This is a genomic window from Mixta intestinalis, assembly GCF_009914055.1.
Taxonomy (GTDB): Bacteria; Pseudomonadota; Gammaproteobacteria; order Enterobacterales; family Enterobacteriaceae; genus Mixta; species Mixta intestinalis.
On record NZ_CP028271.1, the window covers coordinates 1,359,675 to 1,372,872 of the forward strand.

General features: G+C 53.3%; 10 protein-coding genes. 5 read left to right on the forward strand and 5 right to left on the reverse strand.

Annotation, left to right across the window (positions count from 1 at the left end; all coding sequences use genetic code 11):
* Window positions 1-8: 8 nt before the first annotated feature.
* Window positions 9-1,436 carry a gamma-aminobutyraldehyde dehydrogenase gene (locus tag C7M51_RS06385; protein WP_160621018.1) on the reverse strand — a complete coding sequence of 476 codons (1,428 nt, stop codon included), beginning with the start codon at window positions 1,434-1,436 and terminating at the stop codon, window positions 9-11.
* 319 nt (window positions 1,437-1,755) lie between these two features.
* On the opposite strand from C7M51_RS06385, the gene C7M51_RS06390 reads away from it, so the two are divergent.
* Window positions 1,756-2,481, forward strand: a complete 726-nt coding sequence (locus tag C7M51_RS06390; RefSeq protein WP_160621019.1) for a FadR/GntR family transcriptional regulator — start codon at window positions 1,756-1,758, stop codon at window positions 2,479-2,481.
* A gap of 24 nt (window positions 2,482-2,505) precedes the next feature.
* Window positions 2,506-3,198: a cache domain-containing protein gene (locus C7M51_RS06395; RefSeq protein ID WP_160621020.1), complete on the forward strand. Its 693-nt coding sequence runs from the start codon at window positions 2,506-2,508 to the stop codon at window positions 3,196-3,198.
* Window positions 3,199-3,262: 64 nt separating this feature from the next.
* Here the strand turns inward: C7M51_RS06395 and C7M51_RS06400 are convergent, their stop codons facing one another.
* From C7M51_RS06400 to puuE, 3 genes are all read right to left on the reverse strand, one after another.
* Window positions 3,263-4,744, reverse strand: a complete 1,482-nt coding sequence (locus C7M51_RS06400; protein ID WP_160621021.1) for an APC family permease — start codon at window positions 4,742-4,744, stop codon at window positions 3,263-3,265.
* Between the two features lie 245 nt (window positions 4,745-4,989).
* Window positions 4,990-6,438 carry an NAD-dependent succinate-semialdehyde dehydrogenase gene (locus C7M51_RS06405; RefSeq protein ID WP_160621022.1) on the reverse strand — a complete coding sequence of 483 codons (1,449 nt, stop codon included), beginning with the start codon at window positions 6,436-6,438 and terminating at the stop codon, window positions 4,990-4,992.
* 11 nt (window positions 6,439-6,449) lie between these two features.
* Window positions 6,450-7,715, reverse strand: a complete 1,266-nt coding sequence (gene puuE / locus C7M51_RS06410) for a 4-aminobutyrate transaminase (protein WP_160621023.1) — start codon at window positions 7,713-7,715, stop codon at window positions 6,450-6,452.
* Between the two features lie 103 nt (window positions 7,716-7,818).
* On the opposite strand from puuE, the gene pdxR reads away from it, so the two are divergent.
* A complete protein-coding gene (gene pdxR, locus C7M51_RS06415) occupies window positions 7,819-9,318 on the forward strand; it encodes a MocR-like pyridoxine biosynthesis transcription factor PdxR (RefSeq protein ID WP_160621024.1) in 1,500 nt (499 codons plus the stop codon).
* A gap of 64 nt (window positions 9,319-9,382) precedes the next feature.
* Here the strand turns inward: pdxR and C7M51_RS06420 are convergent, their stop codons facing one another.
* Window positions 9,383-9,586, reverse strand: coding sequence for a hypothetical protein (locus C7M51_RS06420; RefSeq protein ID WP_160621025.1), 204 nt, complete (start codon window positions 9,584-9,586; stop codon window positions 9,383-9,385).
* 510 nt (window positions 9,587-10,096) lie between these two features.
* Here C7M51_RS06420 and C7M51_RS06425 point away from each other — a divergent pair.
* Window positions 10,097-11,422 carry an APC family permease gene (locus tag C7M51_RS06425; protein WP_160621026.1) on the forward strand — a complete coding sequence of 442 codons (1,326 nt, stop codon included), beginning with the start codon at window positions 10,097-10,099 and terminating at the stop codon, window positions 11,420-11,422.
* 61 nt (window positions 11,423-11,483) lie between these two features.
* On the forward strand, window positions 11,484-12,920 hold the full coding sequence (locus C7M51_RS06430; RefSeq protein WP_160621027.1) for an NAD(P)/FAD-dependent oxidoreductase: 1,437 nt from the start codon (window positions 11,484-11,486) through the stop codon (window positions 12,918-12,920).
* The last annotated feature ends 278 nt before the right edge of the window (window positions 12,921-13,198 follow it).

Consider the following 13,198-nt stretch of genomic DNA (forward strand, 5'->3'; position numbering starts at 1 on the left):
GCTGTCCCTTATTCAGTTATGTCACACATGATGTGTTTGATACGCGTGTACTCATCCAGCGCGTAAGAAGAGAGATCTTTGCCGTAGCCAGATTTTTTAAAGCCGCCGTGCGGCATTTCCGCACACAGCGGTATGTGGTTGTTAATCCACACCGTACCGAAATCCAGCGTGATGCTGAAACGCTGGGCCCGGCTGTGGCTGCGCGTCCAGACGCTGGCGGCCAGACCATATTCCACATCGTTAGCTTTATTCAGCGCCTCTTCTTCACTGGCAAAGGTCTGGATAGTCATTACCGGACCAAAAACTTCGTGCTGAATAGCTTCATCATGCTGTTTCAGACCGGTAATCAGCGTTGGCTGGAAGTAGAACCCTGGTCCATTGCCCGGCTGACCGCCGGTTTCGATATTGGCGTGGGCCGGAAGGCGTTCGATAAACCCTTTCACCTGCTCCAGCTGATTACGGCTGTTTAATGCGCCATACAGGGCATCGGTATCATCCGGCGTACCGAACGTGATGGATTTTGTTTTAGCGACCAGTTTTTCAAGGAAAACGGGATAAACCGCCTCTTCTACCAGGATACGCGTGGCGGCGGTGCAGTCCTGCCCGGCATTGAAAAAGCCGGCGGTAGTGATGATCTCAACGGCCCGATCCAGATCCGCATCGGCAAACACGATTACCGGTGCTTTTCCCCCCAGTTCCAGATGCGCTTTGGTCAGGTTAGCCGCTGCCGAAGCCGCCACCTGTAGCCCCGCACGTACCGATCCGGTAATGGAAACCAGGGAAGCCACGGGGTTAGAAACCACCATCGAACCGGTTGCCGCCTTGCCCAGCACCACGTTAAACGCGCCCGCCGGGAAGAACGGTGCCGCCAGTTCAGCCAGCATCAGGGTACTGACCGGCGTAGTATCGCTTGGCTTCAGAACGACCGTATTACCGGCAGCCAGCGCCGGGGCGATTTTCCAGACCGCCATCATAAAAGGATAATTCCACGGTGTAACCTGACCGACGATGCCAAGCGGCTCGCGGCGGATCACCGAGGTGAAACCCGCGGCATATTCACCTGCCGCTTTGCCTTCCAGACAGCGCGCGGCACCGGCAAAAAAGCGAATGGCATCACAGGAGGCGGCAATCTCTTCTTTTTCGATAAAGTGCCGCAGCTGACCGGTTTCCCTGCTCTGCGCTTCCGCCAGACGACCGGCATTTTTTTCAATCACATCAGCCAGTCCCAGCAGCGCCTTTTGCCTTTCAGCAGGCGTGGATTTTTTCCATACGGCGAAGGCGCGCTGGGCTGCGGCATAGGCCAGATCGACATCAGCCTGGCTGCCGTCAGGTGACAGCGCATACGTTTCACCATCAACCGGGCTGACCAGATCGAAAAAATGACTGCCCTGATGTGCTACCGACTTCCCATCAATAAAGTGCTCTAAGGTTTTCATCGCGCTCTCCGTTTACATAAAACATATAAAATATTATGTAATATATTATGGTGCGTTGTTTCAACAACGAAGCCGCGACAACATGATGCACCTCGCAAATTCTCACAATTAAGTTACATGAATCTATTTTTTTTTACATTATCACTTTCATGGAGGAGAGTTACCGCGAGGACAATTGCTTAAATCATCATAAAAATGGCTGTCAATGGCGGATTTATGGCAAAAATACAGCCTTTAACCCGCTGATTATCTACTTTCGTGAAAGCTATGATTATGTTAATTATGGCAACCTGTATAAGGGATGTTTTCAGAGAAGATTATGATTACTCACGCGGTTATTTTTGCACCTATCGGACAGGCCAGCCGCTCGGACCAGATCGTTCAGCGGCTTTCTAACGCCATTATCACCGGCCTTCTAGAACCGCACGAACAGTTACCGAATGAAACGGATCTGGCCAGAATGATGGGCGTCTCCCATATTACGATTCGGGAAGCCCTGAATACCTTACGGGCAAATGCGCTGATCCATACCGTCCGGGGACGTAACGGTGGCAGTTTCGTGTGTGAAAACGTCAGCAACAGCGGCAGTAATCTTCATCCGTTTAAGTCCATCAGTACGGACTATCTGGCCGATTTAGGCGAGATGCACAGCGCAGTAATCAGCCACAGCGCCAGGCTGGCCTCGCGCCGAATGACCGAAGCGGATCTGAACAGGCTCAGGGAGTTTATCGAGTTACTGAAAACGGCAGATACGCGGGAACTGAGAACCCAGGCGGATATGCGTTGCCTGCTGGCGATTGCGGCCAGCTCGCAGTCGGCCAGGCTGGCGAACCAGGAGTTACAGCTCCAGGCTGAATGGGCATCGCTGGTAGCGGCGCTTTATCGTTCCGATGAGATCCATCGTGAAATTATCGCACTTTACGTCGAACTGGCAGACGCGCTCGCCGCTCATTCAGAGGCGGCCTCGGTTAAGGCAGCTATCCGGATTATTGAAACGTTTACTTCGTATCTAATTGAAAAGAAAATGAATTATCATTCAGACTAATTATCTGCAAAGGCAGTTTTACTCATGAATTTATCGGTTACCCTACGCGCCCTTACCGACAAAATTGACGATATCGTCAATTCAGCGGTGGAAAGCACCGGTTCACTGGCCGCCAGGATTGGCGAAACGCTCAGCTATTCGCAGGCCAGTTCTCCGGAGGTTTTGCTGGAGCCAGCCGTCAAAACCGCTATCCAGGCACATATCAAAGCAACGCTCAACGATAATCCCTACTGTTCCGGCACCGGTTTCGCCAGCCACATAGAGAGCGCCGGGTCAGTACGCGAATACTGGCTGCTGGAGTGGTGGTATAAAAAAGATAATGGCCTGACCCAGGTCAGCCTCGATCTCGATCAGGCAACGCAGCAGCGGCTCGATTTTCGTACCTTCGAATGGTTCAAATCCTCACCGACGAAAGGTTCCGCCTATATTCACGGCCCCTACGTTGATTATATCTGTAATACTTCGCTTACCCTGACCGCCGCGTTTCCGGTCTGCGTGCAGGGAAAAACGCTGGGCGTGGCGGCGCTGGATATTCTGGTAAGCCGGGTGGAAGAGGAACTGCTGCCATTGTGCCAGCAGCAGCGGATTATTCTCACTAACCGCGATCGGCGCATCGTTTTCTCAACCAATCCCCTTTTGCGTATCGGTGAACTGCTTAACGCGCCGGAAAACGAGCCGGTTTATCAGACCGATTACTTCATGCTGTATCGACAGTAAAAAAGGCCCACAGGCCTTTCAACGTACATCACCAGCAAAATAAAGGGCCCGCAGGCCCTTTTGCTTAGTAATCCTGTCCGGTGTTCAGCCGGGTTGCATACTCAATAGCGTCATTTTCCGGCGCGCTGGAGCGACCAAACGGCTTCGCCAGCGTCATATAGATCAGCCCTGACAGGATGACAATCGCCAGCCCAACCAGTACGGTCCAGCGGTCAATAAACGCCTCGCTGTCGGTCGGCTGTGCCAGCAGCCAGATGCCGCCAATACCATAGGCCAGCGCCAGGAAATTAACCAGCATTCCCCAGCCGCCAACCGTCCACTCTCCGGCAGGTTTCCACCCTTTCAGGCGCTGACGCAGGGCCGCGAGCACCACCATCTGGAAGGAAATATAGATACCGATCACCGCAAAAGCGGTAATGCGCGACAGGTTGTCAGGCTGGAAGTAGACCCAAACACAGATCACCACCGGCAACAGGCAGCTGACGATCATGGCGTTATCCGGCACGCTGTTTTTGGAAATCTTAGCCATCCACTCGCTGCCTGGCAGCATTCTGTCACGAGAGAAGGAGAAGATAAGACGGCTCAGTGCCGCCTGTAACGACAGGATACAGGAGAGCATGGCGATGATAGCAACCACGATAAAGATGGTTGCGCCGGTGCTGCCCAACGCCTCATTCAGAATTGCCGGGATCGGATCGGCGATTTTACCGGTGACGATATTCAGCAGATCCGGCGAGGAGAGCAGATAGCCCAGCACGGAAATCACCGCTGAAATCGCGCCAAAGACGATACTCAGGATCATCGCAACCGGGATTTTCTTACCGGGGTTTTTCACCTCTTCCGCCACGTTGCCGCAGGCTTCGAAGCCGAAGAACATAAACAGGCCCATCAGCGCGGCAGACATAAACGCGGTGCCGTAGCTGCCATCTTTGGCAATGACACCCATTGAATCAAACAGTACGGAGAAAGGCTGAGAGCGATGGAAAATCAGCAGGTAGATACCCAGCGCGATAACGCTGACAATTTCACACCAGAAGCCGATTTTAGCCACGCGCGCGAGGTTTTTAGTACCGGACATATTGACGCCCATCATGATGAGCAGCAGCACCACCGAGGTCATCAGCATATTGCCCGGTGTCGGTGCATAGTGGAACAGCGAGGCGACAAAGGTAGCGGTGTACTCTGCAATCGAAGTGATGGTAACCACCAGCGCCCACAGGTAAATCCATGCCGCAATCCAGGCGTAGCGTTTGCCCCACAGCCGTCTTGCCCAGGGATAGAGCCCGCCGGTGATAGGATACTGCGAAGCCACTTCGCCGAATACCAGCGCCACGAGCAGCTGCCCGCAGGCGACAATCAGGATCCACCAGACAGCGGGCGGCCCTGCCAGAGTGACGGCCAGCGCAAACAGCGAATAAACCGCCGTTAGCGGGGAAAGGTAAGTGAAACCCAGGGCGAAATTTGAAATTAAGCCGATCGATCGGTTGAACTGTTCTTTATTTGCAGGTTGATTTTTATCGCTTTTCTTATCCGTTGTCTGTTCCATATCTTACTCTCTTTAAGGGCATAATCGCAGGCGACAGGATGAAATTTATAAAACATAATAAGTTATATGTATATTGCCAATGTCACAATTTTGTTAACGCCTTAACAAAAAGAACATAACTATTTTCAGTCGTTGCTCTAACCGGGCTGTGGCGCAAGGCAAGCGGATTACGGACATAAAAAAACCGACGATAACAGCTATCGTCGGTGCTCAAGCGAGCCAGACACCAGGGAATACAGTGTTAATTACAGCGCGACACAGATATATTTCAGTTCAAGATAATCATCGATACCAAAACGCGATCCTTCCCGGCCCAGCCCGGACTGCTTGATGCCGCCAAAGGGCGCGACTTCGTTAGAGATCAGGCCGGTATTAACGCCAACCATGCCATACTCCAGCGCTTCCGGAATTAACCACTGACGACGGGCGTCACGGGTAAACAGATAGGCCGCCAGGCCAAACTCCGTATCGTTGGCATAGCCGACAACTTCTTCGTCGGTATCAAAAGGGATCAGCGGTGCAACCGGCCCAAACGTCTCTTCGCGGGCAAAGCGCATCGCCTGGGTCACGTTGCCAACAACCGTTGGGGTAAAGAAATTCCCGCCCAGCGGATGACGATGACCGCCCGTCAGCAGTGATGCGCCCTGCTCCAGCGCATCGCTGATATGCTGCTCTACTTTACTGACGGCACGCGCATCGATAAGCGGCCCCTGCGTCACCTTCTCTTCCATACCGTTGCCCACTTTCAGCGACTGCACCGCATTAACCAGCGCATCCGCCAGTGCCGGATAGATACCGCGCTGCACGTAAATGCGGTTGGCACAAACGCAGGTTTGCCCGCTGTTACGGAATTTCGATGCCATAATGCCGCTGACCGCCAGCTCCAGATCGGCATCGTCAAACACGATCACCGGCGCGTTGCCGCCCAGCTCCAGCGAGAGTTTCTTTATTGTTGGCGCGCACTGCGCCATCAAAAGGCGTCCGGTTTCCGTCGAGCCGGTAAAGCTCAGTTTGCGCACCTTTGGGTTACGGCAGAGTTCACCGCCGATCGCTTTCGCATCCCCGGTCACTACCTGTAGCACGCCCGGCGGTAGCCCCGCCTCTTCGCCCAGCCTGGCCAGCGCCAGAGCGGTGAGCGGCGTCTGCTCTGCCGGTTTAACGATAATCGCGCAGCCTGCCGCCAGCGCCGGTGCCACTTTGCGGGTAATCATCGCTGCCGGAAAGTTCCACGGCGTGATGGCGGCACAGACGCCGATCGGCTGCTTACTGACGATATAGCGCTGCGTTGGATTGACCGGTTGCAGCAGCGCACCATCAATACGCTTTGCTTCCTCGGCAAACCAGGTAATGAAAGAGGCAGCGTAGCCTACCTCGCCGCGCGCTTCGGCCAGCGGTTTACCGCCTTCAGCGGTCATCAGGCTGGCTAAATCTTCGCGGTTTTCTTCGATTAGCCGCACCCACTGATGCAGCACTTTTGCCCGCTCGGCGGCGGAGCGACGTTTCCATGCGTGCTGTGCCACTTCCGCCGCATCGATAGCGCGCTGCGTTTCCGCCTGGCCCAGCAGCGGCACCTCAGCGATCGCGGCACCGGTCGCCGCATTTTTCACCGTCAGCCGCTGCCCGCTATCGGCAGTGATCCATACGCCGTCGATCAGGTTCTTTTCAATAAAAAGATCTGCGTTATTCAGTTTCATGGTAACGCCTCTTACGGCCTGGTGGCGGAAGCAATGATTTTCAGCGCCGCGTCGAACTGCTCATCAGGAATCGTCAGCGGATAGAGGAAGCGGATTACGTTGCCATACTGACCGCAGGTCAGCAGCAGCAGCCCCTGCTCCAGCGCGGCTTTCTGAATACGCTGAGCGGTAGCCGCAGAAGGCGCGCCGGTCTGCGCATCGCAAAATTCCGCCGCGATCATTGAGCCGAGCCCACGCACTTCCGCCAGCTCCGGGCAGTGCTCACGGCAATCGGTCAAGGTCAGGCGCAGACGCTCGCCGAGCGCATCAGCGCGCTGGCACAGTTTCTCATCCTTAATGATATCCAGCACGGCATGAGCCGCAGCGACCGCCATCGGGTTGCCTGCATAGGTTCCACCCAGCCCGCCCGGCGCAGGCGCATCCATGATATCCGCTTTACCTACCACGCCGGAAAGCGGCATCCCACCCGCCAGGCTTTTCGCCATGGTCATCAGATCGGGCTGGTCGGCGTAATGGTCCATCGCAAACATTTTGCCGGTACGGGCAAAACCGCTCTGTACCTCATCAGCAATCATCACGATGCCGTGCTCGTCGCAAAGACGACGGATCGCCGCCACCAGTTCACGCGGCGCTACGTTGAATCCGCCTTCGCCCTGCACCGGTTCGAAAATAATCGCCGCTACCTGCGTCGGATCGATATCCGCCTTAAACAGCCGTTCGATAGCGGTCAGGGTATCCGCCGTGGAAATATGATGCAGCTCTGACGGGTACGGCACATGGAACACCGATCCGGGGAACGGGCCGAACCCTTTTTTATAAGGCGCGACTTTGCCGGTCAGCGCCATCGTCATATAGGTACGTCCGTGGAATCCGCCGCCGAAGGCGATAACGCCGGGGCGTCCGGTATGCGCACGGGCAATCTTAATCGCGTTTTCTACCGCTTCCGCGCCGGTTGAAAAGAAGGCGGTCTTCAGTGGCCCTTTCAGCGGTGCGGCGGCGTTAATTTTTTCTGCCAGCGAGACATAGCTTTCATAAGGGACAATCTGATAAGCGGTATGGGTGAAGGCCTTCAGCTGGTTTTCCAGCGCCTGTACGATACGCGGGTGGCGGTGTCCGGTATTCAGTACGGCGATACCGGCGGCAAAATCGATGTAGCGATTGCCTTCTACATCAGTCAGCGTACTGTTCTCAGCCGAGCTGGCATAAAAATTACACATTACGCCAACGCCGCGTGGGGTAGCGTCCAGGCGACGCTGCTGTAACTGGTTATTGTTCATCGTGTGCCTCGTCCATTCATTATTATTTGGGGTCTGTGAGGCACAATCTGTCAGCGTCTGGTACCTTAATCGAGAGCCAGATCGTTTTAATTATAGGATCCACATGCGTTCACTTGCCGTAGATGTGATCAAGCACGCATTTTCACAGCGTGATGAGGGAAAGCTGCATAAGCGGCTCTATAGCGCCATCTGCCGTTCTATTCTTGACGGCAGCCTGCGGCCTGCGGTGCGTATGCCGCCTTCACGCGATCTGGCGGAAGAGCTGGGCTTATCGCGTAATACGGTGCTGCGGGTCTATGAGCAGTTACAGGCGGAGGGCTACATCTCCACCCGCACCAACAGCGGCACCTTCGTTACCGACAGCGTGCTGGATAACCTTGACGCCAGCCCGGAAAAACAGGCGACGCGGGTAAATGAAGAGGATTACGGCAGCCTTTCCGCGCGTGGGCTTGAGCTACTCGGCAATGCCAGCGCCAGCCCTAAACAGTGGGGCCCCTTTCTGCCTGGCGTACCTGACGTAGTGAGTTTCCCCCATCGCATCCTGAAAAAATTCTACGATCGCCAGACCCGGCAGGCGCGCCCGGAACACCTCACTTACGATACGGTCGGCGGTGCGGCAAGGCTGAAAAGCGCGCTGGCTGATTATCTGCGCAGCGCACGCGGCGTACGCTGCTCGCCCGATCAGATACTGATTACCGAAGGCATACATCAGGCGCTGGATCTGGTCACGCGCTCGCTGTGCAACCCCGGCGACAACGCCTGGATTGAAGAGCCTGGCTACTGGGGAATTAAAAATATTCTGCGTATGAACGCGGTTAACTTTTCAGCCCTGCCGGTGGATGAACAGGGCATGGTTGCCGGAGAGCCGCATCGGCCTGCGCCACGGTTAATTTTCGTTACCCCATCACACCAGTATCCGCTGGGATCGGTAATGAGCCTGAGCCGCCGTAAAACGCTGCTGGCACTGGCAAGAGAAACCCGTAGCTGGATCGTTGAGGATGATTATGACAGTGAATTCCGCTTCGCCGGTCAGCCGATTCCTTCACTACAGGGACTGGAAGAGCACGGCCCGGTCATCTATATCGGCACCTTCAGTAAAACGCTCTATCCCGCGCTGCGGCTGGGCTACGTAGTTTTGCCCGCTCCGCTGGCGGCCTCGCTGAAGAAAATACATAACGAACTTTATCGCGGTGGGCATTTGCAGATGCAGGGAGCGCTGGCGGATTTTATCAGTGAGGGCTATTACGCCGCGCACATTCGTAAAATGCGCCAGCTTTATGCGCGCCGCCGTCAGGCGCTGGTTACGCTGATCCTTACCCGACTGGGCAGCGACTATCTCGGTCAGTACAACAGTAATGCCGGACTGCATCTGATTTTACAATTACCTGATGGTACTGATGATGTTGCACTGGCGCAGCACGCCAACAACGAAGGACTGCTGGTTCGTCCCCTGTCTCGTTATTACATTGGTGAAGATAAAACACCTGGCCTGCTGCTGGGCTTTGCCCATATTGACGAGCGTGAACTGGAACCGTGCTTTAACCGACTGGCAGCCCTGGTTAAAGCGGTAACCGTTGATAAAACAGTGCCGGAGCAGCAGTAAGTAAACGCGCTTGCCTGACGGTAAAAATAAATCCCCTTATCTGCCAGGGGATTTTTATATGAGCTTAATCCTGCGGGTTTATCGCTGATATTAGGAATATTCCTGGCCAGTAAATGATAAAAACGGCTGATGCACCATAAGTCGATAATATTATCTTCTGATCTAAAGCTGCGGTCATAGCTTTTTCTTTTACGTTATTATTCAAGGAATTAAATGAAAGAGTGCCGTGTAAGCCACGATAAAAAATTTCCTTAATTAACATCATCATGCAAAATACTTAACAAATTTGTGACTTACGGCAATATACATATTAAATAATATGTTTTATAAATTGATCATCCCTCAGCGAAGACGGAGTGTTTTTGATGAATAGCCTGATGATCCCATCCCGCCGGAGCAACACAGGGCGCAGTAATGAAATGATGAGACAGACCTCCGCTCGTGTTTCACTGTTAAATTACCACCGGTCTGGATTTTATAGATAACGCCTCTTTTAGTCATTACCGTACGGCAGCTACCTGCAACAGGATGTGCTGTTTCAGAACGCAGACGTAAAGGCTTATTAAATACATTATTCTTATCGCCTCTATTTTCAGGCGGTCAGATAACGTTAGCGTGTATTCCGGTAATGACGAAGGCAATACGCTCATAATTAAAAAGGAAGTAACAATTAAGAGCGCTGCCCTTCCCCATTCCATTATGGCTGTATAAGCACTTTTTAGCTCGCTCAGGGCTGAAAAAATAATGGCGCGCGGTTACTTTTTAATGAGACATTTGCATGAGTATAAAATCGGGAAAAAGAATCAATCTTTCAGTCTGGCAGGTGGTCATCATCGGTATCGCTTATATGACACCGATGACCGTCTTCGATACGTTCGGTATTGTTTCACAAATTACTGAAGGCCGGGTGCCGTTGGCCTATCTGCTGGCGATTGCCGCCGTCCTGTTAACCGCTATCAGCTATGGCAGAATGGTACGTCTGCATCCCAGCTCAGGCTCAGCCTATACCTATGCCAGAAACGTCTGCGGTAATAATACCGGTTTTATGGTGGGCTGGTCTTCGCTACTGGACTATATTTTCCTTCCGATGATTAACTCGCTGCTGGCGGGAATTTATCTGCAAACCCTGCTGCCGCAGGTGCCGGTCTGGATATCAATTTTACTTTTTACCACGCTGGTGACCTGGGTTAACTGCTGCAATATAAAAACGCTTGCTAACGCGAATTTTATCTTTGTCGGCATACCCGTTATTTTAATGGGGGTATTTGTCTATTTTGTAATTCATAATCTGCTGGCAGAATTTGGCTCCGATCATGTATTCACAATGAAACCGTTGTTTAACGGCAACGACAGTATTACGCCATTAATTAGCGGAGCGGCAGTGCTCTGTTTTTCATTTCTTGGTTTTGATGCCGTCACCACGATGTCAGATGAAACCCGGCAGCCAGAATATACTATCCCCAGAGCCATTTTCTTCACCGCGCTGAGTGGCGGAGCGATATTTTTTGTCGCCGCCTGGTTTATTCAGCTCTATTATCCCGATAACTCTGAATTTAAAAATCCGATGGAAGCGCTGCCGGAGATCGTGCTTTACGTCGGTGGAAAAATCTTTCAGATGCTGTTTTTGGTCGCCATCCTGTTTAACACCTTCGCTTCGGCGCTGGCTTCACATGCCAGCGCGGCCCGGCTGTTACACATTATGGGTAAAGATAACCCGTTCACTCACCGCTTTTTTGGTTATCTGCATCCCAAAAACAATAACCCGGTTTACTGCGTACTGCTGATCGGTCTGATTTCTCTGAGCTCAATTTTTATCGGTCTGAATACCGCCGTATCGTTAATCAGCTTCGGCGCGCTGGTCGCCTTCAGTGCGGTTAACCTCTCCGTCATTATTCACTTTGCCTTCAACCATAAAAAAATCGGCTGCCTGCGGGAAATTTTTATCAACGTTATGTTACCGCTGGCCGGGCTGGGCTGCGTGGCAATCATGTGGCTGAATCTGGATCACGATGCTTTCATGCTGGGCTCGGTGTGGGCCACGCTTGGCATCGTCTGGGTGATCTATTGCGGTTTTACCAAAAAGGAAATCGTTATTTCTGAGTAATTTGCAAACAGGCATCACAGTGAGTCTACCTGTGAAAACAGTAATCAACCGAGCTTAACCTATGAATAACTGCACAAACTTAATAAAACCCGTATTAATGCCGGATGCGACTTTTCCGGTCTCAAGCCAGGCGCAACGCGACGGCGACTGGAGCTGGGTAAGAAATAGCGATGCCACGGACAATATTGACCCGGGGAATCCAGCAAATTACTACGAGTCTACACTCGCACCCTGGATTAATTTCCCTTCCTTGCAGGAGGAGAAAGAGTGTGATCTCGTAGTGATTGGTGGTGGGCTGCTCGGTGCTTCTACTGCCCTGCATCTTTCTGAATCGGGCATCGATACCGTGTTGCTGGAAAAGAACACCATCGGTGCCGGTGCCTCCGGGCGCAACGGCGGGCAGCTCACCCCTGGCCTGGCACGCTGGGAAGCCGAATCAATGCTGGAAAATCTCAGCTTCGAAGAAGCCAGACGGCTGTGGCATTTCACTTCAACCGAAGCGATGTCTTTGATTGATGAGATCGCCAGCCGTTACGGCCTCGCTTTCGATCGCCAGACGGGACATATTACCGCGGCGGTGCATCCGGGGCATATGAATGCGCTGGTACAGGCCGCCGATGCACGCAGGTTCCTCGGTGAGGATCATGTCACGGTACTGGGAGCCTATCAGCTACAGGATCATATTCATTCCGAAGCCTATTATGGCGGCGTGCTGGACGATCTGGGTGGGCAGGTTCACTCTCTGGCGCTTAATCGCGGGCTGATTTACGGTTTCCTGTTAAACGGCGGCAGCGTCTATGAGCACAGCGAGGTGATAAAAATCGAAGAGATCGGCGGTGTTACCCGCGTCTATACCGCAGAGGGCGTAATCAAGGCCAAACGCGGCGTGGTAATCGCGGTGCATGACGCCACCCATACTCTGCTGGATAAAAACAACGCCACCACGATTCCTTTTTACACTTACGTGGGCGTCACATCGCCGGTGGAAGGCGGCTCGAAAACCCTGCTGCCAACCGGCAAGCCGGTTTACGACACACAGTTGCAGATCGATTACTATCGCCCGGTGCGTAACGAGCGCCTGCTTTTCGGCGGTCAGGGCACGGGAATGCGCTGGGACAACAGTAAAACGGTGGATTATTTAACCTCGCGTATGCGTGCGGTTTTCCCCGATCGCCCTGAGCTGGAGCTGGATTTTGCGTGGAGCGGCACCACCGATCTGACGCTGAACGGTGCCACCGACTGCCGCAGAAGCGGCAAGAACGGCAGGATTTATTCGGTACACGGCTGGAGCGGTCACGGCATCGCGCAAACGGTGCGGATCGGCAAAGCGATCAGGGATGATATTATTAACGCCAACACCGATTTTGCCATGCTGACCGCTATCAAACATACGCCGCTAATGATTGGGCGCGCTCTGGCGCCGGTAGCGATTCCGCTGGCGAAAACCCTGCTGGGCATTTCCGCTAAGCTCTCTCCAGGTAAAATGATCTCTTTCTGAACCTTCCCCTGTCGCCTGGCGGCAGGGGACATTTTCAGGGCACGATCGTTTGCCTCCACATCCTTAAGCTCTGCCTGACATTATCTGCCGACAACATCTTACGGTACACGGGTTAACCCCAACGCCACCTGTCCGAGCACACAACGCTAACCGATCGATCCGGATCGCTAACTTTATATAATTGGCATTATATAAAGTTAGCGACTTTCGTATTGAAAGCCGCTATGATGCGGATCGCACCTCGATCCTGATAATCGGGAGCGGCTATGCCAGATCCT